Raw genomic sequence first — 20,321 nt, forward strand, 5'->3', positions numbered from 1 at the left:
ATAGCGAACAGTACGGGGTGGTTGAGTAAAAGCAATGGTTTTGATGGGGCCCAAATTCGATTTGGCTTTTTTAATGTTTTCCATTGTAGCACTATTGTCTCCCATCTGCATACCTTCCATGTTCTCCATTCCATCCTTTGGAGCATCTTTCATAGGCATCTGCATTTCGTCATGTTTGGTGGGAGCTGCTTTAGCTTTTTCAGGTACCAATTTCATTCCACACTTAGGACAATTGCCTGGCTTGGGTGCATGAATTTCGGGATGCATTGGACAGGTGTAAGTTACCTTCTGCGCTGACTCATCGCTGTCTTGCTTTTTATCAGGCATTTTCATATTTTCCATGCCTTCTTTTTTTGATGGAGCCGTCTTTTTCTCTTTTGCCCCAGGTTTCGGTTTAGCAGCCTTTACCTTTTGAACAACGAGTTTCATGCCACATTTAGGACAATTACCAAGCTTGTTGGATTGTATTTCCGGGTGCATTGGGCAAGTGTAAATAACCCGCGACTGCTTCGTACTTTCATTGTCAGGCATTTTCATTTTCTTCATATCCTGGGCAGAAACCGCAGAATAGAAGATCAATAAGAAAACCGTTAGTATATTTTTCATTTCTTTGATGATTAATGGTTAGTTAAAATTCTTTTTGTTTAAACTATCCTTTGAATTTTGTACCCAGTTCATTAGCAACAATTTTTCCGTTTTAGTCAAAATGGCATTTCTATGGATCAGGGTATAGGAGTTCAGGGGCATACTGCCATCCTTTAAACTATTTTCTATTGAGCGCAGTTTACTTTGCTGTCTTCTTGAGGTATAAGAACCAAATTCGCTAAAATTTAATTCAGCTTTCCCGGATTGAATATGATTGTTCATAAACCAGTGCATGGGCTGCATATTAGCATACCAGGGATACTCAGTATTATTACTATGGCAGTCATAACAGGCTTTTTTTAGAATACCCTGTACATCTGAGGGTACAGAAACTATTTTAGAAATATCATTTGGCATAACCTGCCTGCTTTTATTGCGGGCAGGTTGTACAAATTGAATAAGTATAAAGATCACCAATAGTCCAAGAAGTATTTTCTTTATGCCTTTCATGGCCTATTATTTTAATTCTTCTTTAACAGTACCGCAAGTTGGCATGGCTTTTCCCAGATAAGGGTTTTTAATATCCTTTACTTCGCTCAACCAGATTGCTCCCTTATTGTTATTGTACATCGGGCAGTGATCCACATACAGCGATTGATTAGCGCCAAGTAGTTTAACGAGGTCGTACATATCCTTACTCAACATATCAAAATGTTCACGCTGGTGTGCAATATTTCCAACATTAGCTCCAATATGCTCGGCATGTTCTTTAGCATCATCGTATATATCGGTATAAGCTTTATCCTGTTCTGGAGTTAAAGATTTTTTGTCGAAACTGGCAAAGGCAGTTACCATTTCATTTCCTGCTGCTGCCGCGTCTTTATCATTGTCATTTGTAAAGGCATTTTTTAATTTGAGGTATGAGGCTAATACTGCGGCAGTAGAAGTACCTTTTTCTGAAGATCCAGATGCAACGGCCGTTGTTACTGTAGCATCTTCGGAAGTGGTTGATTTAGTTTTATTACTACCATTAGAGCAGGCTGCTAAAAATAATAAGGAAAAAACTGAACTATAAATTAATGTTTTCATCGTGTTTAAATTAAAATCGTTTTAAATGTTTGATTACCTGCTTAGCGGAACAAAGTGTATTTATGTGATCCTATGGCAGAATTGTTCAATAAAATCCACATGTCAATTGCATACCAGAACACCCAATAAAGGTGAAGCTGAGGAATTAACAAACAGAATTACTTTAGAGTTTCTTTAACTGCCCCGCAGGTTAGCATTTGTTTACCGAAGTAGGGATTTTTGATCGCCTCATTCTCAGAAAGCCAATAACTCTTTTTCATTGGGCAATAGTCATAATAAACCGGGTCTTTAGTAAGTTTTACTGCCTTAGCCAGTTTAAAAAGATTTGTTGAAAAATTAGCGAAATGCTCCCTTTGGTGGGCAATGTCTTTTGTTTCTGAGATATGTTTGGCATCAAATGCAAGTTTATCCTGAAACCCCATGAAGGCTGTCATTTCTGCTTTGGGCATAGACTTCATGTCAACACTTGCCAATGCTTTAGAAAATTCGCTTGCTTTTGATGCTGCCACTGCCGCATCAGAGTTTACTAAGGCATTTTTGATGTCATAGTAAGAAGTTAACAATGATTGTGTCTGAGTACTTTGAGCGAAACTCGGGTTGATCCATGCAGTTGCAATTACAGCAACTACTAAAAATATCTTTTTCATGATGTAATAATTTAATGTTTATACTAATTCTTGGCCATAGCAATAGCTATGCGAAGTGTATCATATGCCGATACCCTATTTTACCGGGTCCAACATCTCACATTAAATCTTATATCTGAAAACTTTGAATGTCTATGCGAATGTCCCTGTTAGGCGGTCTTTCTCTGTGATCTGCATAGGCGCCCCGACCAAGTTCAACATCGGTTACGGGAATTAATAAAGAGTAAGAATGATCAGTAAGCCACAATACAGGTAAAACTACCTGCACTTTGCTCATTTCAGGAACTAATTTGCTTTGAGTAGCCAAATCATTCACTAAAGTTTTACAGCAAGGATCTTCTTTTGTAAAATTCTGCCCAGATATTGGGGTAGTTTTGTGTTCATGTCCACCTGCATGATGGTGACCATGATCTTTGTGTCCATGATGAGTAGGTTTAGCATGGGAATGATTTTCATCATGATGATCCACCTCCATTGCTAAAGCACAGCCAAAACCCGCAACGGTATTGAGCAAAAATATCACTAACAGAAAGATAGCTTTACTTTTCATGATTAAACAAACCTATATAATTATGCAAATATAAATTTACATAATTCCGCATTTTTTTTACATCTAAATAGCGCCTATACGCTAACAACCCACCGTATGCAGCATAGATTCTTCCAAAATTTGCTGTCTGCCAATGTAAAACGAAACCATAAGCATCTGGTACTGAATGCTCCAATTAAAAAATTTATGCATTTTTCCCTCGGAATATCTACCTTTTGCAATACTCTATTTTTAAACCTTCTATCGAAAATTTCGGCATAAATCTCTAAATAAGGAAGCTCCAACATAATTTAATAAAAAACCTGATAATCGTTCAACTAAAGATACATTGCGCTCAAGCATTCTGTTCTAGTTTTAGCATTGATCTAAATCAAATATAGTTCAGTATGAATGGCTCACAGTTAATTGAAACATTTCGCACAACTTTTTGTAATTTCATTAGATTCGTGTTACTAAAATCCAGCAAATAACGCATGGTGATGACCTTGGATTCTCAATTAGGCAGTTCATCTGCATATTTAGTGAATTAGTAATTTTGCAAACAATAACACTCCATGAAAAATGAAAACTGAAACCATACAAAGCTATATAGATTCCCATTTTTCTTTTTTTGAGCCTGACTTAAAAAAAGTTTTAATTGAAAACGGCACACTAAAAATATTTGTTGCAGACGAAATGCTCATGCAAACTGGGCAAAATATGCGGTCCACGACGCTAATTGTTGAGGGATTGGTGAAGCTGTATCGTGAGGGAGACGACGGCAATGAGTTTTTTATGTACTACCTGCAACCGGGCAATGCCTGTGCCTTGTCTATGATCTGTGCAACCAAGCAAGAAACCAGCGAGGTGATGGCTAAGGCTGTTGAGCCAACAATTGGCTTGATGATTCCAATATCGCTAATGGATACCTTAATGAAGGAATACAAGACTTGGTATTACTTTGTACTGGAAACCTACAGAAATCGTTTTGAAGAATTATTGACCGTTATCGACAACATTGCTTTTAAGAGTATGGATGAACGATTGGCATTTTATCTGGAAAAACAATTCAAGGATTTAAAAACCAGATCATTATCCGTCACGCACGGGGATATCGCCAACGACCTGAATTCTTCACGAGAGGTGATCTCCAGATTATTAAAAAAAATGGAGCAGCGTGGCGAAGTCGCCTTACACAGAAATTACATTCAATACCTCAAATAACTCATCGGTGACCTAAGTCACCTTTATTGTCCGTCCGAACTTCCAACTTTGTCTAAACTATTTAGAAAATGGAAGTTATTGCGTATTTAGCGTCGGCATTTATCGGCGTCTCATTGGGTCTGATTGGCGGAGGTGGCTCTATCCTAACCGTACCAGTATTGGTTTATCTTTTTGGGATCGCTCCTCTTCTGGCCACTTCTTACTCACTTTTTATAGTTGGCTCAACCAGTCTAATCGGGGCAGTCAATAACTATCGCAAAGGTCAGGTGAACCTGAAAGCAGCCCTCTTCTTTGGCGCAGCATCAATTGTCACTGTCTTTGCGACCAGAAAACTCATTATTCCTGCTATTCCAGAGAAATTATTCACTATAGCTGGTCATACCATTACCAGCGCGTTAGCCACCATGGTACTTTTCGGCGTACTGATGTTAACGGCCTCGATAAGCATGATTCGAAGTAAACATGATGATGCACAGGAACAGGATTGCAAAGACTGCATTAAATTCTTTAAACTTCTAGGCTACGGGATTGCTATTGGACTGGTAACCGGACTGTTAGGAGCAGGAGGAGGTTTCTTACTAATCCCTGCCCTGGTCTTGTTATTAAAATTACCCATGAAAAAAGCAGTCGGAACCTCTTTACTTATCATTGCACTGAATTCCCTGATCGGTTTTGCGGGAGACCTGGGGCATTTTCAAATCCACTGGAAATTCTTACTCAGCGTCAGCGCAATTGCCATAACCGGCCTGCTTGCTGGAAACCTCATCAGTAAAAGAATTCCCGGATCAGGACTCAAAAAAGCGTTCGGCTGGTTTGTCCTGTTCATGGGCATTTATATCATTTTAAAAGAATTTTTAAAATAACAAGAGTTGGGTGATTTTAGTCACCGTTTGGTGTTCACTTTCTGCCGAAATTTGATGTATACAAAAGAATTAAAAAAAAGAACATGATTATTGAACAGATTTATACCGGATGTTTGGCACAAGGCGCCTATTACATTCAATCAGGTAATGAGGCTGCCATTATCGATCCTTTAAGAGAAGTCGCTCCTTATATCGAAAAAGCCGCAGGTAATAATGCCACCATTAAATATGTATTTGAAACACATTTTCACGCTGATTTTGTTTCGGGCCATGTAGATCTGTCTAAACAAACCGGGGCACTGATTATTTATGGCCCGAATGCCAATCCGACTTTCGAGGCGCATATTGCAAAAGACGGCGAGCTTTTTAAGCTGGGAAAACTCACGATTAAAGTTTTGCATACTCCAGGCCATACCATGGAGTCCACCTCCTACCTGCTTATAGATGAACACGGAAAGGAAATCGCATTATTTTCAGGCGATACGCTATTTATAGGCGATGTCGGCCGTCCTGACCTTGCACAAAAAGCAGCACACATGACCCAGGAAGAGCTTGCAGGGATATTATTTGATTCACTGCGTCAAAAGGTAATGCCTTTGAACGATGATCTTATTGTTTATCCTGCCCATGGCGCCGGCTCTGCCTGTGGTAAAAATATGAGCAAAGAAACTACTGATACCTTAGGACACCAGAAATTGACAAATTATGCACTCAGGGCCGATATGACAAGGGAAGAATTCATTATAGAGGTAACAGAAGGGCTGACCCCACCCCCGGCTTACTTCCCATTGAATGTGAAAATGAACAGAGAAGGATACGACAGCTTTACTGCAGTACTGGAAAAAGGCACGCATGCATTAACACCCGATGCTTTCGAATTGATGGCAAATGAAACCGGCGCATTACTGCTGGATACCAGAGATGCCCAATTGTTCGCAAAAGCATTTATCCCCAATTCAATTAACATTGGTATCGATGGCAGTTTTGCCCCATGGGTGGGTGCATTGATACCGGATATACAGCAACCGATTCTGTTAATTGCGGATGAGGGACGAGAAGAAGAAGTGGTGACCAGGTTGTCAAGAGTGGGTTATGATCATGCCATCGGTTTCCTTAAAGGTGGAATTGATGCCTGGATTAAAAGTGGCAGAGAAACAGACGAAATCATCTCCATAACAGCAGAGCAATTGGCCGACCGAAGAGAAAAATCGGGGAATTTAAATATCCTGGATGTCCGCAAGGAATCGGAATACTTTTCTGAGCATTTACTGAATGCTATAAATGTACCATTAGACTACATCAATGAGCACATGCCAAAAATTGACAAGGATAGAATCTATTACGTGCATTGTGCCGGCGGATACCGATCAATGATTTTCAACTCCATTCTGCGTGCCCGTGGTTTTGAGAACCTTATCGATATCAAAGGTGGCTTTAAGGCCTTGAAAGAATCGGGCAAGCTTCAACTATCCGATTATGTTTGTCCAAGTAAAATGACCAATCCATAAACTGTTATGCTGGAACTATTAAGACAACCCTGGCCTTGGTATACCTCAGGGGCTGCCATTGCCTTTATTATGGTTTTGCTGCTTATTTTCGGAAAATCCTTCGGCTTTTCATCTAATTTAAGAACCCTGTGCACCCTTGCCGGTGCGGGCAAAAGACACCAGTTTTTTGACTTTGACTGGAAGACTCAAAAATGGAACCTGCTGTTTCTCCTTGGCGCTGTTCTTGGCGGTGTTATTGCAGCGACCTTACTCAAGAGCGAAATCCCCATGGCTTTATCACAATCCACAATTGATGATCTGGCAAAGCTGAACATTATTTTTGATGGACAATTGAATCCATCACAGCTGTTCGGATATCAGCTCATTAGTTCCTCTAAGGGAATAGTGATCTTGCTGGCCGGTGGAGCTTTAGTCGGCTTTGGGTCCCGCTATGCCGGCGGTTGTACCTCCGGACATGCGATCAGCGGTTTATCAAACTTACAACTTCCCTCCTTACTTGCCGTAATTGGCTTCTTTACCGGGGGCTTAGTGATGACACATTTTTTATTACCATTAATATTTTAGAAACATGAAAGGAGTAAAGTTTATACTGACAGGAATACTATTTGGTATCGTAATGGCAAAATCTGAGGCCATTTCCTGGTACAGAATTCAGGAGATGTTCCGTTTTCAGTCCTTCCATATGTACGGAATTATCGGAACGGCAGTAATTCTCGGTATGCTTGCCGTATACCTCATCAAAAAAACTAAACTCAGGAATATTCAGGGCCAACCGATCGTCTTGCATGACAAGGACAAAAGCTGGTCGCGTTACCTGATCGGAGGTTCAATTTTTGGGTTGGGCTGGGCGTTAACCGGTGCCTGCCCGGGACCAATGTTTGTAAATATCGGATATGGATACTGGGCTATGATCATTGTCGTATTGGGCGCCCTAAGTGGAACTTACCTTTACGGCATTATTAAAAATAAGTTACCTCACTAAGATAAAGATAAAATTCCTGAACCTGATTATATCAGAAGAGGAGACACACCTGATTCTGCAGCCTAAATTCGCCTTAACAAGAATGAACATCGTACTAATTCCGAAAAAACAATATTTCAACGAACTTTACTACAGCCATCTTTCCCTAAAAATATGAAAGCCCTCCCCAATGTATTAGATCAGAAAGGAAGTAATTACTTCTGCAGTTCTTTTAAGTGAAAAACCAGACAGTAAAATCACAGCCCAGCGATCTCCATGAGATTGCATTAATGTCCAATATTCTGCAAGATTATGCAACTATTATATCAATTACTTTTACGGGTCTCTGTAGAGAAAAACAAGCGGGAACTGGTAACCTAACATGGAAATGAAGTGAATATTCCCTCCAATTATCAGCTATTTAAGCAACTTCAGCAATTACCTTAAAATGAACATCAAAAAATGATTAGTTCCATTAATATGAAATTGACAATAAATGAAATGGTAGAGGCCTTGATTTACCAAATCTCGGGTATGCAAAATTATGCACAGATGGAGGCTTTGATACTGAATATTCCCAGGGCAGCAGCAGTACATGGTCTGCCTGTATCTGAATGCTTCAGCAAATTGGAAATCAGGATAGAGAAACTCTCCCCAATGGACTTGACAAGTACTCGACGGAGCTGTTTTCCCATTTTATGCTAACTTTGTAAGCATTATGTATTTGAATAATTTTTTCCTGCTAGAAAGATGATTATAGTTTTCAGGAAAAAATCGAAATCGGCCTTTTTTATGGAGAGCAAAATATAATCAATATATCCAGAAGAGATCTTGTGGGTTAGCAGGGATTGCCAAAGAAAACCTAATCAGGCTGTTGAAAGAATTTAAATCCTAGGGAATCATCAGCACTCAGGGTCGGAAAATCTGGATACAGGAGATTGAAAAACTCCTGAGATGCTCTAATAGGAAATAAGATGCTAAAAAGGTTATTAAGGCTATAAACGTTAATGAATTTCAAAAGAAATGCTGAGACATACAGGACAAAAGCGAAGTTTTAGACATAACCTCAGGCTTGCAGTATTGCTATGCATCAATGCAGGATTTATAAATGGTGCCGGCTTTCTTGCGTTCAATGTGTTAACAACAAATGTCACTGGGCATGCAGCATTATTTGCTGTTAATCTTGTGGAAACACATTTTAGACAGGCCGGGATTGTTGCCCTCTGGTTATTTTTATTTATAACAGGGGCATTTACATCCGGCATATGCATAGAAACTGTCGGAAAGGAAAAGCCATCGGCGTACTCACTCCCAATAGTCATCATTATACTGATATTAGCAACTGTTACCATCTCGGGGCATACTTATAATGGCTCAATGCACCAAAAAGAATATTTTGCCGGAAGTTTATTATTTGCTATGGGTATGCAGAACGCCCTGGTCTCGGTGATTTCGGGGTCAGTGGTCAGAACCACCCATCTCACCGGAATGTTCACAGATCTGGGAACAGACCTCGCAACGGCTGTAAGCCAGCGATTGAAACTAGCAATAAGATTAAAGCGGCGTATCTTCCTAAGAACAGTTATCATTACCGCTTTTCTCTTTGGCGGAATCATAGGCACCTTTTTATTCATGCGGCATCAATTTAATGCTTTTCTATTGCCTATTACACTCTTAACAATTAGCTTGTTTTATGACTATTTCCGATTTCATGTCATACGTATAATGCGCCGTTACAAATAAAAAACCACGGGATAAACAAATTAAAAGCATCATAAGTAAAATAAACACAGTTTTTTCCGGACAACATCATAAATAGAAATGATATTGGTCACGTTTCCCAAAACTAACAACAGGTATTTTTATCGCATAACTCGTGAGCAAGATTGTTACCAGAATGTAATGAGCGAATCGTATATGAATAAAAACAAATTAAAGAAAAGATGGAAATGGCTCAGCGTACTTGGTCCCGGGTTAACCACTGGTGCAGCGGATGACGACCCATCTGGCATTGCTACATATGCGCAGACAGGGGCGCAATTTGGTTACGGTCAGCTCTGGACAGCATTGTATATGCTGCCATTCATGACCGCTGTGCAGGAATCATGTGCCCGTATCGGACTGGTTACGGGTAAGGGAATAGCAGCTGTTGTCAGACAGCACTACAGCCGCCCGGTGCTTTATTTTATGGTGGGCCTGGTGGTGGTAGCCAATACCATTAACATCGGGGCGGATATCGGTGCAATGGCAGCCGCAGCACAACTGCTTATCCCCTTACCATTTGTCGTGCTCACCTTCACCTTTACAGGAACCATTCTACTACTTGAAATCTATACCAGTTACCATGTCTATTCCAGGATATTAAAATGGCTTGCGCTCACCCTGCTGGCCTACCCTGTTACCGTTTTTATCATTGATCAGCCATGGCAGACGGTACTCTGGGCCACAGTAATTCCACACTTTGAATTCAACTTTTCATTCCTGTTCATCATTACCGGCGTATTTGGTACAACAATTACCCCCTATATGTTCTTTTGGGAGGCTTCACAGGAAGTTGAGGAAGTGCATGAAAATGGAAGAATAAGAAATGAAAAACACAAAATAAGCTGGAACCTGATTCATGCGATGCGAAAGGACAATACCATAGGAATGATCATTTCTGAATTTACGACCTGGTGCATACTGCTGGTGGCTGCAACAGTTTTACACAACAGTGGTGTGAGAGACATTAAAAACGCCGCTGATGCTGCCAGGGCATTAGAACCACTGGTTGACTCCTTTCCAAATGCCGGTTATTTATCTAAATTAATATTTTCAGTGGGGATCATTGGCCTGGGATTATTGGCAGTTCCGGTGTTATCAGGTTCAGCTGCCTACGCAGTATCAGAAGCATTCAACTGGAAGGCCAGCCTGAATCTAAAAGTAAACAAGGCCCCCGGATTCTATGGCATTATCATCATCTCTACCCTGATCGGATTAACCATGAACTTCATCGGCATTGATCCTGTAAAAGCGCTTATTTACACTGCAGTTATAAACGGGATTGCAGCCGTTCCCCTGCTTTTTTTAATTATAAAAATTGCCGCCAGTGATGCAATCATGGGGGAATATAAAAGTGGCAGGTTGTCTAAAATCCTTTTATGGATGACCTTTATCATCATGGGAGCTGCGGCACTGGGGTTGATCATACTGATTTAAGCAAGTGATTACTGACAACATTAACAAAGAGCAAAAATATCATGTTTAATATCATCCTGCTTGATGACCATGATCACCTCCCGGGTGTTCCTTTTCCCTGAAATTTGCTTAACAGAATTGTCTTTGCTYATCAATATACCGATTATGAAAACATTATTATTGCTGACTGATTTTTCCGCTACGGCCAACCATGCGGTAGCATTTGGATATGACTTTGCAAAAATGCTGGAAGCTGAAGTGATCCTTTGCAATGTGGTTAACGTACCTGCCGAAATCCCTCAGTACGAATCTATACTACTTCCTATCGAACAATACAGCCGGATTGAAGAAGAAAGCATTGAGGGGCTCAAAAGATTAAAAAAGCAACTGGAGCACCAGGATCATAGTAAAGGATTTCATCCTCCTGTCAGTTACTTGTGTCAAACAGGTGTGCTTACCGAAGAGATTGACGATGTGATCTCGAAAAGACAGATAGACCTGATCATCATGGGAACCCATGCCAGCAGCGGCCTGAGGCACTTGTTGCTAGGCAATCACACCAGATACATGGTGGATGCTGGCTCAGTACCGCTGTTATTGGTATCACCCGAAGAAAATGTAGGTAAGATCAAATGGATCGCCTTTGCCACCGATTTAAATATTGCGGAAATTCCTGCACTTAACCGACTGGCAGAATTTGCGGCGAGTTTGCAGGCGGAAATCATTCTGATGAATGTTCGTAACGAAAGCCCATGTCTGGAAAAAGATCTTAAAAAGGACCAGTTCCGCACTGCACTTGTAAAAGAATGTCATTATCCCAAGATCTCCTTCCAATCGGTGGTCGACCATTCGATTGTAAAAGGTTTAGAAAAGCTTTGCAGGAAAAATGGCAAAAACGGACTGCTGAGTATTGTGCACCGGGACCGCAATTTCATTAATGAAATTCTAACCGGTAGTCAAACGCAAAAGTTAGCTAAAAAATTGGTTTTACCTTTAATGGTGCTGCCTTCAAAAATCAAATGAATCACAAACTATACCGCCATGAATTACCGTCAAATCACTGATCTGGTTGGAACCGATGAAAATCTTTTTACTTACCAGTGCCAAGCCGTTACTAAGCAAACCCTAAATCTTCCCGGGCCAGATTATATAGATCGGATTCTTCTCGCCTCGGCAAGGAGCAATCAGACACTACGAAGTCTTGAAACCATTTATAATTCAGGGAGGCTTTCCGGCACAGGGTACCTGTCCATATTACCGGTAGATCAGGGTATAGAGCACAGTGCTGGCGCCTCATTCAGTGCAAACCGGATGTATTTTGATCCGGAAAACATTGTCAGGCTGGCCATTGAAGGTGGCTGCAATGCAGTGGCAACTACCGTGGGTAACCTTGCCATTATAGGAAGGAAATACGCCCACAAAATCCCGATGATCGCAAAGATCAATCACAACGAATTGCTGAGCTGTCCCAATAAGCATGACCAGATCATGTATGCCTCCGTAAAAAACGCATGGAATACCGGGGCTGTTGGCATCGGAGCCACCATCTATTTTGGATCCAAAGAGTTTTCCCGGCAGCTTATCGCAGTGTCCAATGCTTTTGAGCAGGCTCATGAACTGGGTATGGCAACCATATTATGGTGTTACTTGCGAAACGAGAACTTCGTGGAGGATGAGGTGGATTACCATACTTCGGCTGATCTGACCGGACAGGCCAACTATCTTGGGGTCAGCCTGCAGGCTGATCTGATCAAACAGAAGCTGCCTGAAAACAACGGGGGCTATGAAGCCCTTAACCGTTATGGTAAGACTTTCGGTAAATATACCAAAGAAATGTACAGCCAGCTGTGTACAGCCCACCCAATTGATCTTTGCCGCTATCAGGTTTTGAATTGTTACTCAGGACGAATCGGATTGATCAACTCTGGAGGCCCCTCAAATGGCAAAGACGATTTCAAAGACGCACTTCGAACCGCAGTGATCAACAAGCGGGCAGGCGGAACCGGGGTTATTGCTGGCAGAAAAGCCTTTCAAAGACCATTCCCGGAAGGTGTTGAACTGCTGAATGCCATACAGGATGTCTACCTGGAAAAACAGATTGATATCGCCTGAGGAATTGCAAAAAACGACCCCAGTTAATTCCAATAAGATATCGGCAAATACTCCTTGAGCGATGCGTAAATCTTTAATTTTTGGAATCATGGGCAGCTGTAACCACAAAATGGTCACAGCTAAATAGCAATACATCTTCATTCGGGGTCATAACTTTCACCGGAATACTCAGTTCGGTCTGGATTTTAACCCTCAAGGCTTCCTGAGCACAAGGCTCCCCATGAACCAGCATAATCTGTGCAGGTGCTTTTTTGAATTTTCTGATCCAGGCCATCAGTTCGGATTGATCTGCGTGCGCGGATAATCCCTCCAGCTCCTGCACCCTGGCCTTAACAGGATAATACTTTCCATGAATTTTAACTTCATGCGTATGGTTCAACAAAGCACGCCCGCGTGTTCCTTCGGCCTGAAAACCAATGATCAGAATGGTATTTCTGTTGTCTTCAAGGTAATGTTCCAGATATTGCAGGACTCTTCCACCGGTTAACATGCCACTGGCAGCAATCACTATTTTACTGCTTTTATCCTTAATGAAGCCTACAGTATTGCTGTAATCCTGATTGATGGTGATGTGGTTGTTCATCTGTTGAAATTCTGCTCTGCCAATCTTCATGTAATCCTCTGCATAAGTTAATGAAATACCTGTGGCAGCTGCAGCCATCGGGCTATCCATGATTATGGGCAGGTTTAAAGGAATTTTTCCCTGTTTCTTTAAACTATTCAACAGGTAGATCAGTTCCTGTGCCCGGCCGACTGCAAAACTTGGGATCAGCACATTGCCTTTGCGGGCAATGGTATCGTTGATTATTGCCGCGAGCTCCTGGCAAGGGTCATTCGTTCCGTGAAGCCGGTCTCCGTATGTGGATTCCATAACAATATAGTCTGCCTCGGTAAAATAATCCGGTGGATTGAGGATCGCGCTTTGCGGGCGTCCGATATCACCCGAAAAGATGATTTTCTTTCCAAAGCAGTTCAATTCGACCGAACAGGCACCCAGAATATGACCGCAGGTTTTAAACTGAAAATGGATGTGGTCGCTTAAACGGACAAAAATATTGGGATCCCGAACCGTAAAAAATCTGAATGATGCTTTTGCATCTTCAACCGTATAAAGCGGTTTGGCCGGATGATGTTTTGTATAATGGTGCTTATTGGCATTTTCTGCATCCTCCTGCTGTATTTTGGCACTATCAAGGAGAATGAGCTGTGTCAGCTCGCTGGTAGGCGCTGTCATATAAATTTCTCCCTTAAAGCCCTGTCTTACCAGCAGTGGGATATATCCGCAATGATCAAGGTGCGCGTGGGTCAGAATGATCAGATCAATTTCCCAGGCTTCGATACCCAAGGCAGTCCAGTTTTGTTCACGTAATGATTTGACACCCTGGAACAGTCCGCAATCTACAAGTATTGTCAGCTCTGGAGTTTTCAGTAAATGTTTTGAGCCGGTGACTGTCTGGGCAGCCCCAAGCGATTGAAGGATTATTTCATTCATGACCATATCAATTAGACAAGGTAAAGATGGGTTGATTTTTTTTCAACACCCATGACTGCGGGCACCTGATCGGATGATTTAAATCACGATTTAATGTGCGTCAACTCATGGGATATAAAATTCCGGAACCTGAAATTTACATTCATTAAACCCAATCATACCATGCAGCCAATAGCCATTCAAAGCAGTTCAGCATTCAGCGGGCAACTGACTAAAGAAATTTCTTCACTACGGAAATTTGCCCGGCAGTTTACTTCAGACCACCAAACCATCAACGATCTGGTTCAGGATACTTTGATTAAAGCCCTGCGATATTATCAGCAATTTCAGAACGGGACCAGTCTGAAGGCATGGCTATTTGTAATCATGAGAAATACCTATCGTAACAACTACAAAAAAAACCTCCTGAAACAGGCAACATTCAATTTTATTGAAGAGATCAGCGCATCTGCTCTCCATCGGGCGTCCTCCCAAAATATGGGTGAGAGTAGATTCATCCAGCAGGACATTAGTCAGGCGATGAAAAAACTTTCGCAAAAACTCTATCTTCCAATTAAGCTCTTCAGCCTTGGCTACAAGTATTGTGAAATTGCCAGTCAGACAGGAGTTCCGATAGGAACCGTAAAAACAAGAATTCATCTGGGACGGATCCAGCTAAAGCAATTACTAAGCGATTACAATTATGCCTGATAATAAGATCATCACCCTGACCTTCTCTCCTGCCATTGATAAGAGCGCATCGGTAGCCACATTGATTCCGGAAAAGAAATTGAGCTGTTCTACTCCCGTTTATGAGCCAGGGGGAGGTGGAATAAATGTTGCCAGAGCAATCAAAAGACTTGGCGGAAATGCAACAGCCATCTATTTGGCAGGCGGTTATCCCGGGAGATTTTTCACCCAGATGCTGTGCAAGGAAAACATAACAACCGTTCCTATCCAAACGATCAGCCTGACGAGGGAAAATCTGGTGATCAAAGAAGAAAGCACCCAAAAGCAATACCGTTTTGGGATGCCCGGAGCCATGGTCAGCGCTGCCGAATGCAATCGTTGCCTGAAAGCAATTGAGCAATCAGCAGACTTCCAGTACCTGATTGTCAGTGGAAGCCTCCCTGCCGGCGTTCCGGCAACCATCTTCGGCAAACTCGCTGAAATCACCAGGGCAAAAAAAGCAAAACTTATTGTCGACACTTCCGGTCAGGCACTCAGGTATGCACTGCAGGCCGGTGTTTTTCTGATCAAGCCAAATCTGAAGGAACTGGCCTCATTGGTAAACGAAGAAACACTTAGTATAACGCAGGTGGAACAGGCATCTAAAACACTTATCGGCAAATATAAATGTGAAGTGATCATTACCTCCCTTGGCCCCGATGGCGCAATGCTGGTCACCGGTGATACCAAAGTTAGAATTTTTCCTCCGCAAGTTAAGGTGCAAAGCACCGTTGGTGCTGGTGACAGTATGCTGGCGGGAGTCATCATGGGACTTTATAAACAGAAAAACATGGTTGAATCCGCGCAATACGGTGTCGCCTGCGGGACGGCTGCTACATTAAACCCTGGAACTGAACTATGTCATTTGACAGACGTAGAACGTCTATATTGCATGATCAGGGATGCCGGCTGCAAGGCTGGCGTGTCTTAAATATGTTGAACCGGCACTTGCAAATCAGCTAGAAATCCTCGTCTGTCAGCCGGACTCAGCCGATCGGCAAATGAACATGCAGAACCCACCTACCTGGGCATCATGAAGGTGAAGGACTGAGCTGCGGGGAAAATACTCCATTTATATTGGCTATCCCGGCGATGAGTGCATCGGCATTAAACGAAATGCTGTCAATACCATGTCTGACCAGCAAACGCGCAAAAGACGCAGAATCACTGGGCGCCTGACCACAAATTCCTACTTTCCTGCCGCATATTTTACCCTGGTTAATCATCTGGGCAATTAGCAACTGAACTGCAGCATTTTGTTCATCGAACAGGTCAGCTACCAGAGCAGAATCCCTATCAATCCCTAAAGTCAATTGGGTTAAATCATTTGACCCAATGGAGAAACCATCAAATATTGCAGCAAATTCCTCGGCCATCAGCACATTGGCCGGTATCTCTGCCATTACAAAGACTTCAAGACCATGGTCTCCTTGTATCAGGCCAAATTCTTTCATCAGGTCGATCACTTTCCTCCCTTCTTCCACAGTACGGCAAAAAGGAATCATTAATTTCACATTGGTAAAACCCATTTCATTTCGTACCATCCGCATGGCTTCACATTCCAGTTGAAATCCTTCACGGTAACGCCCATGGTAATACCTGGAAGCACCGCGGAAGCCAATCATCGGATTCTCTTCAACCGGTTCAAAGTCCTGGCCGGCAATAAGACCTGCGTACTCATTGGACTTAAAGTCACTCATCCTCACAATGACTTCCTTCGGAAAAAAAGCAGCGGCAATTGTGGCCACTCCTTTGGAAAGCTTATCCACAAAAAATGCTTTTTTATCAGGGTGCTGCAGCGTAATCAGTTCCATATCTGCCCTATCCTTTTCATTGCTTATCTTTTCAGGATGCACAAGGGCCATCGGATGAATCTTTATCAGATTGCTGATGATAAACTCCATTCTAAGCAAACCCACACCATCATTGGGGTAAAAAGACAGCTCGAACGCCCGTTCCGGATCTGCGACAATCAACTGTACCTTTGGTGTTTGCGGAATTCGGATATCCTCAAGGTCAGTTACAGATTCGGTCCATTCTGCTTTACCCTGATAAACAAATCCTGTCTTGCCATCAGCACAATTCAGGGTAATAATCTCCCCGTCAGTAATCGTAGTAGTGGCATTTGTAGCGCCCACTATTGCAGCTGCTCCCAACTCCCTAGCAATAATTGCCGCATGACTGGTCCTTCCGCCCCTGTTGGTTACCATTCCTGCTACTTTCTTCAGGATCGGATCCCAGTCAGGACTAGTGGTATCTGTCACTAAAATATCTCCCGGATTAAGTTTTGCCGCCTGCAGGGGAGAACTCAGAATTCTCGCCGGGCCGGACACAATACGGCTACCAATTGCCTCTCCGGTGCACACAAGGATCCCCTTTTGAGCTAAATGGTAAGAGGTCAGCTGCAGTCTCTTTTTCTGTGAATGTACGGTCTCCGGGCGTGCCTGAATGATGTAAAGTTGCTGGCCGAAACCATCTTTTGCCCATTCAAAATCCATAGCCTTCTGATAATGTCTTTCAATAATGATGGCCCATTTCGCTAACTTTTCGATTTCCTGATCCTCCAGGACAAACTTATTTTGCAGCTCCAGGGGAGTCAGCTTATTGATCGTTGCATTTACTTCATCCTCCTGATCCGCGTAAACCATCATCTGGTTCTTACTGCCCATGTTTTTTTGAATAATTGCCTTAAAACCCTGCTCAAGGGTAGGTTTAAAAACCAGGAACTCATCAGGTGTAACTGTTCCCTGAACGATATTTTCACCCAGACCCCAAACGCCTGCAATATGTACCACCTCTTTAAATCCGGATTCCGGCTCCAAAGTGAAACCAACACCTGAACACCCAATATCTGAGCGGATCATCTCCTGTATCCCAACAGAAAGAAATACTTTATGATGATCAAAGCCTTTATCCTCCCTGTATTTTATTGCCCTGTCGGTGTATAAAGATGCAAAACATTGCTTGACCGCATATAACAGGGCATAGCTTCCGCGAACGTTTAAATAGGACTCATGAAGACCTGCAAAGCTCGCCTCAGGTAAGTCTTCTGCCGTCGCGCTGCTGCGCACGGCAACCTCCTGTACACCATCATCAAACATCGCATCGTAAGCTCCGATTATCGACATTCCAAGGTCATTGGTCATTCTGCCGGACATCAACAGGTTCCTGGCCTGCTTTCCAATTTCTGCCAGGTTGGTATACCCCTGTCTGTCCAGTTCTTTCATCAGCGCAGCAAGTGGGAGTTCAAAACCATTGCAGCTGACAAAATATTTATAGGCAGCAGCAGTAACGGCAAACCCCTTAGGTATTAATATACCTTTTGGTGTTAAATGACTGAACATTTCTCCCAGAGAGGCGTTCTTTCCGCCAACCTCGGCAATATCATTAATGCCGATCTCACTAAATTTTTTGATGTAGTTCATCATGATAGAATTTAATTATGAATTTACTCACCGGTAGTTTTCCGGTAAACACTTAATAAGATATCTCTAAGGGCTAGGTGAAGGGAGAATACATGCTGATCAAAAAGCAATAATGTGCTCATGTGGCTATTATTTAATGTATGAAAGGTTAAGCATTACAATTCAAATAATTCATCATCTTTAACGACTTCTTCCACAAGCGCGAAAAGTACTCTTTTGGTATGGCGGAATTTATGGGTCAACTCGGTTATCAGCCGTCCCAGCCGGATGTGCATTGCTTCCAGGTCCTGAGGGTTTTCCAGGATCGTATCCTCTGAGATCAATTCTATCTGACTGAGGTGTTCACTAAGCAGTCTATCCAGTTCATAACGGTTATTTTCTATTTCCCCGAGTTCAGTTTCTAACGCACTGAGTTGTTGAGTAAATCGGGCTCCAGACAAGCGTACGAAATAGGCAGCCAGTAAACGGCGGAAGAAAACACCTTCAACCTTAAAAAACTCAAGGTCTTGAGCCCAGCTGTTAGCTGAAGAATGATAATTATTCAAGCGTGTAGCTAGTTTTACCGCGGTCTGCATAATTGAATGATTTGGTTATCAAATTTAAGCAGCTGAGACTGGAGCAAGTATGACGGTCGTCAGCTGATGCATTGATGCTGATCACAGATGAACTCAGTGGTAAGCCCCCCTGTTAATTACTGTTTCTGTGAAAATACCAACAGTGGAATTTTAGTATGTCTGGAAAACTTCTGTGTATGGCTCCCCCTGAAGATTCGTTGAAGCAAGCTATGGCGGCGATGACATAGGGCGATCATATCCATATGCTCCTGTTCGGCAAGCCATTCCAGTCCATTGTCAATGTCTATGTTCCAGACATATTCAAACTTAATATGAGGATAATTTATAGTCAAGGCCGCACGATCCAGGAAGGCATCTATCTTATTTTGCAGTTTACCATCGGGAGTCACCTCCTTATCGGTAATATGAACAATGGTGATCTGCGCTTCAAATGCCTGTGCAAGTTCTGCGATAAATTGCAGTGAAACGATATCCTGTTCTCCGAAATCCGTCGCGAAAGCGATTTTGCGAAGCTTTTTAAAACTCGCCTCAAAAGGCACAAATAACACGGGGCTTTCCGCCTTTTCAATCATCTCCTTACTATTGCTCCCCAGCAGGAACTGGGTAAGCCCACCCGCACCAGCTATCCCCATCACCACCAGGTCTATTTTTCTGTGCTTAACCAGGGATGAGACCACTTCACAAACCGTTCCTGCACTTGCCTCATAGCTCAAGTCAGGGCAATGCTCCTCTTCAGGGGAGCAGGACAAATCGGTCAGCATTTTAACCATTTCATCCAGATCGCCGGTAACTTCCCTTTTTAAATCGGCATAGTCCATTAAAGGCCATGCGACCTGCGCGGCCATAGGTGCGTCCGCAGGTACTTTAATCGCATTGCAAAGCAATACATCTGCTTTGAGGCCTTTGGCAAGTTCCAGGCCGTAGCGCGCAGCGTTTTCGGCCGGAACCGAGAAATCTGTTGGAATTAAGATCTTTTTCATATTACAAAAAATAAATAGATACAGGATAGAAAACTGCTATAGCGGTTTGTTTCCGCAATCAGGGGGAAATACCATTAAGGGGATAGAGATTCTCTTTTTGAGTCTTTGGGTATAGCTGCCCCTGAACAGTTTATGAAGCACGTTGTGTTGACGATGGACCATGGCCAGCACCTGCATCTGGCCATATTCGGCCAGCCAGTCTAAACCATTGTCCACCTCCGAATCCAGCACGTGCTGATAATAAATCTTATGATAATTGACTTTGTTGGTCACCTCATTTAAGAATACATTTATTTTATTCCGCTGCTCAATACCCTCATCAGGAACTTTCTCGCTGATATGGACAATCAGAATTTCAGCATTAAACATCCGTGCAAAGCCGGCTAACGTGTGGATGATGCCGATATCGGTTTTACTCAGGTCTGTTGCAAAGGCAATCTTACGGA

22 protein-coding genes are annotated in these 20,321 nt (G+C 42.5%); 11 read left to right on the forward strand and 11 right to left on the reverse strand.

The annotated features are described in order from the left end of the window. From AC1DDX_RS05420 to AC1DDX_RS05445, 6 genes are all read right to left on the reverse strand, one after another. On the reverse strand, positions 1-606 hold a 606-nt coding region (locus tag AC1DDX_RS05420; RefSeq protein ID WP_477621842.1), incomplete at its 3' end, for a heavy metal-binding domain-containing protein. A gap of 18 nt (positions 607-624) precedes the next feature. Then, complete coding sequence (locus AC1DDX_RS05425) at positions 625-1,095, reverse strand: heme-binding domain-containing protein (RefSeq protein ID WP_172659943.1); 471 nt, start codon at positions 1,093-1,095, stop codon at positions 625-627. A 6-nt stretch (positions 1,096-1,101) separates the two neighbouring features. Then, positions 1,102-1,674, reverse strand: a complete 573-nt coding sequence (locus AC1DDX_RS05430) for a DUF3347 domain-containing protein (protein ID WP_172659942.1) — start codon at positions 1,672-1,674, stop codon at positions 1,102-1,104. 158 nt (positions 1,675-1,832) lie between these two features. Further along, entirely contained in the window at positions 1,833-2,321 is a 489-nt protein-coding gene (locus AC1DDX_RS05435) for a DUF3347 domain-containing protein (protein ID WP_099437547.1), read from the reverse strand. Positions 2,322-2,430: 109 nt separating this feature from the next. Continuing rightward, on the reverse strand, positions 2,431-2,871 hold the full coding sequence (locus AC1DDX_RS05440; protein WP_477611802.1) for a hypothetical protein: 441 nt from the start codon (positions 2,869-2,871) through the stop codon (positions 2,431-2,433). Beyond that, a complete protein-coding gene (locus tag AC1DDX_RS05445; protein WP_172659940.1) occupies positions 2,861-3,046 on the reverse strand; it encodes a YnfA family protein in 186 nt (61 codons plus the stop codon). The genes AC1DDX_RS05440 and AC1DDX_RS05445 overlap by 11 nt, the downstream gene beginning before the upstream one ends. A 386-nt stretch (positions 3,047-3,432) precedes the next feature. On the opposite strand from AC1DDX_RS05445, the gene AC1DDX_RS05450 reads away from it, so the two are divergent. The 9 genes from AC1DDX_RS05450 to AC1DDX_RS05490 all read left to right on the forward strand — a co-directional run bounded on the left by AC1DDX_RS05450 (position 3,433) and on the right by AC1DDX_RS05490 (position 12,695). Further along, on the forward strand, positions 3,433-4,074 hold the full coding sequence (locus AC1DDX_RS05450) for a Crp/Fnr family transcriptional regulator (protein ID WP_288879075.1): 642 nt from the start codon (positions 3,433-3,435) through the stop codon (positions 4,072-4,074). A 68-nt stretch (positions 4,075-4,142) separates the two neighbouring features. Then, positions 4,143-4,937, forward strand: a complete 795-nt coding sequence (locus AC1DDX_RS05455) for a sulfite exporter TauE/SafE family protein (RefSeq protein WP_172659938.1) — start codon at positions 4,143-4,145, stop codon at positions 4,935-4,937. 83 nt (positions 4,938-5,020) lie between these two features. Further along, positions 5,021-6,445, forward strand: coding sequence for an MBL fold metallo-hydrolase (locus AC1DDX_RS05460; RefSeq protein ID WP_288879074.1), 1,425 nt, complete (start codon positions 5,021-5,023; stop codon positions 6,443-6,445). Positions 6,446-6,451: 6 nt separating this feature from the next. After that, the gene (locus tag AC1DDX_RS05465) at positions 6,452-7,009 is read left to right on the forward strand and encodes a YeeE/YedE family protein (protein ID WP_172659936.1); all 558 of its coding nucleotides are present in this window, start codon (positions 6,452-6,454) and stop codon (positions 7,007-7,009) included. A gap of 4 nt (positions 7,010-7,013) precedes the next feature. After that, positions 7,014-7,427 (forward strand): YeeE/YedE family protein, encoded by a 414-nt coding sequence (locus AC1DDX_RS05470; RefSeq protein WP_172659935.1) that lies wholly within the window; start codon positions 7,014-7,016, stop codon positions 7,425-7,427. A gap of 1,002 nt (positions 7,428-8,429) precedes the next feature. After that, the gene (locus tag AC1DDX_RS05475) at positions 8,430-9,149 is read left to right on the forward strand and encodes a YoaK family protein (RefSeq protein WP_172659933.1); all 720 of its coding nucleotides are present in this window, start codon (positions 8,430-8,432) and stop codon (positions 9,147-9,149) included. Between the two features lie 159 nt (positions 9,150-9,308). Beyond that, complete coding sequence (locus AC1DDX_RS05480; protein ID WP_172659932.1) at positions 9,309-10,604, forward strand: NRAMP family divalent metal transporter; 1,296 nt, start codon at positions 9,309-9,311, stop codon at positions 10,602-10,604. A gap of 144 nt (positions 10,605-10,748) precedes the next feature. Beyond that, positions 10,749-11,606, forward strand: coding sequence for a universal stress protein (locus AC1DDX_RS05485; protein WP_337716643.1), 858 nt, complete (start codon positions 10,749-10,751; stop codon positions 11,604-11,606). An 18-nt stretch (positions 11,607-11,624) separates the two neighbouring features. Next, positions 11,625-12,695, forward strand: a complete 1,071-nt coding sequence (locus AC1DDX_RS05490) for a class I fructose-bisphosphate aldolase (RefSeq protein WP_172659930.1) — start codon at positions 11,625-11,627, stop codon at positions 12,693-12,695. A gap of 73 nt (positions 12,696-12,768) precedes the next feature. Here the strand turns inward: AC1DDX_RS05490 and AC1DDX_RS05495 are convergent, their stop codons facing one another. Beyond that, positions 12,769-14,187, reverse strand: coding sequence for an MBL fold metallo-hydrolase RNA specificity domain-containing protein (locus AC1DDX_RS05495; RefSeq protein WP_172659929.1), 1,419 nt, complete (start codon positions 14,185-14,187; stop codon positions 12,769-12,771). A gap of 93 nt (positions 14,188-14,280) precedes the next feature. Between AC1DDX_RS05495 and AC1DDX_RS05500 the strand changes: the two genes are divergently transcribed. Then, positions 14,281-14,877: an RNA polymerase sigma factor gene (locus AC1DDX_RS05500; RefSeq protein WP_172659928.1), complete on the forward strand. Its 597-nt coding sequence runs from the start codon at positions 14,281-14,283 to the stop codon at positions 14,875-14,877. Further along, positions 14,870-15,826 carry a 1-phosphofructokinase family hexose kinase gene (locus AC1DDX_RS05505; protein ID WP_172659927.1) on the forward strand — a complete coding sequence of 319 codons (957 nt, stop codon included), beginning with the start codon at positions 14,870-14,872 and terminating at the stop codon, positions 15,824-15,826. The genes AC1DDX_RS05500 and AC1DDX_RS05505 overlap by 8 nt, the downstream gene beginning before the upstream one ends. A 100-nt stretch (positions 15,827-15,926) precedes the next feature. Here AC1DDX_RS05505 and ppsA read toward each other — a convergent pair whose 3' ends face one another. The 4 genes from ppsA to AC1DDX_RS05525 all read right to left on the reverse strand — a co-directional run. Next, positions 15,927-18,323: a phosphoenolpyruvate synthase gene (ppsA, locus tag AC1DDX_RS05510; RefSeq protein WP_337716641.1), complete on the reverse strand. Its 2,397-nt coding sequence runs from the start codon at positions 18,321-18,323 to the stop codon at positions 15,927-15,929. 152 nt (positions 18,324-18,475) lie between these two features. Continuing rightward, entirely contained in the window at positions 18,476-18,895 is a 420-nt protein-coding gene (locus tag AC1DDX_RS05515) for a hypothetical protein (protein WP_477611801.1), read from the reverse strand. 116 nt (positions 18,896-19,011) lie between these two features. Beyond that, on the reverse strand, positions 19,012-19,875 hold the full coding sequence (locus tag AC1DDX_RS05520) for a universal stress protein (protein WP_172659924.1): 864 nt from the start codon (positions 19,873-19,875) through the stop codon (positions 19,012-19,014). Between the two features lie 36 nt (positions 19,876-19,911). Further along, positions 19,912-20,321 (reverse strand): universal stress protein (locus tag AC1DDX_RS05525; RefSeq protein ID WP_477621843.1); only part of this gene is annotated, 410 nt, incomplete at its 5' end.

The sequence above is a fragment of the Pedobacter sp. 10L46_2 genome, from assembly GCF_056395165.1.

Excerpts from the sequence above, each read along its gene's own strand:
- AC1DDX_RS05425 (WP_172659943.1), bottom strand. The coding sequence starts at position 1,095 with ATGAAAGGCATAAAGAAAATACTTCTTGGACTATTGGTGATCTTTATA.
- AC1DDX_RS05430 (WP_172659942.1), bottom strand. The coding sequence starts at position 1,674 with ATGAAAACATTAATTTATAGTTCAGTTTTTTCCTTATTATTTTTAGCA.
- AC1DDX_RS05435 (WP_099437547.1), bottom strand. The coding sequence starts at position 2,321 with ATGAAAAAGATATTTTTAGTAGTTGCTGTAATTGCAACTGCATGGATC.
- AC1DDX_RS05440 (WP_477611802.1), bottom strand. The coding sequence starts at position 2,871 with ATGAAAAGTAAAGCTATCTTTCTGTTAGTGATATTTTTGCTCAATACC.
- AC1DDX_RS05450 (WP_288879075.1), top strand. The coding sequence starts at position 3,433 with ATGAAAACTGAAACCATACAAAGCTATATAGATTCCCATTTTTCTTTT.
- AC1DDX_RS05455 (WP_172659938.1), top strand. The coding sequence starts at position 4,143 with ATGGAAGTTATTGCGTATTTAGCGTCGGCATTTATCGGCGTCTCATTG.
- AC1DDX_RS05460 (WP_288879074.1), top strand. The coding sequence starts at position 5,021 with ATGATTATTGAACAGATTTATACCGGATGTTTGGCACAAGGCGCCTAT.
- AC1DDX_RS05465 (WP_172659936.1), top strand. The coding sequence starts at position 6,452 with ATGCTGGAACTATTAAGACAACCCTGGCCTTGGTATACCTCAGGGGCT.
- AC1DDX_RS05470 (WP_172659935.1), top strand. The coding sequence starts at position 7,014 with ATGAAAGGAGTAAAGTTTATACTGACAGGAATACTATTTGGTATCGTA.
- AC1DDX_RS05475 (WP_172659933.1), top strand. The coding sequence starts at position 8,430 with ATGCTGAGACATACAGGACAAAAGCGAAGTTTTAGACATAACCTCAGG.
- AC1DDX_RS05480 (WP_172659932.1), top strand. The coding sequence starts at position 9,309 with ATGAGCGAATCGTATATGAATAAAAACAAATTAAAGAAAAGATGGAAA.
- AC1DDX_RS05485 (WP_337716643.1), top strand. The coding sequence starts at position 10,749 with ATGAAAACATTATTATTGCTGACTGATTTTTCCGCTACGGCCAACCAT.
- AC1DDX_RS05490 (WP_172659930.1), top strand. The coding sequence starts at position 11,625 with ATGAATTACCGTCAAATCACTGATCTGGTTGGAACCGATGAAAATCTT.
- AC1DDX_RS05495 (WP_172659929.1), bottom strand. The coding sequence starts at position 14,187 with ATGAATGAAATAATCCTTCAATCGCTTGGGGCTGCCCAGACAGTCACC.
- AC1DDX_RS05500 (WP_172659928.1), top strand. The coding sequence starts at position 14,281 with ATGTGCGTCAACTCATGGGATATAAAATTCCGGAACCTGAAATTTACA.
- AC1DDX_RS05505 (WP_172659927.1), top strand. The coding sequence starts at position 14,870 with ATGCCTGATAATAAGATCATCACCCTGACCTTCTCTCCTGCCATTGAT.
- ppsA (WP_337716641.1), bottom strand. The coding sequence starts at position 18,323 with ATGATGAACTACATCAAAAAATTTAGTGAGATCGGCATTAATGATATT.
- AC1DDX_RS05515 (WP_477611801.1), bottom strand. The coding sequence starts at position 18,895 with ATGCAGACCGCGGTAAAACTAGCTACACGCTTGAATAATTATCATTCT.
- AC1DDX_RS05520 (WP_172659924.1), bottom strand. The coding sequence starts at position 19,875 with ATGAAAAAGATCTTAATTCCAACAGATTTCTCGGTTCCGGCCGAAAAC.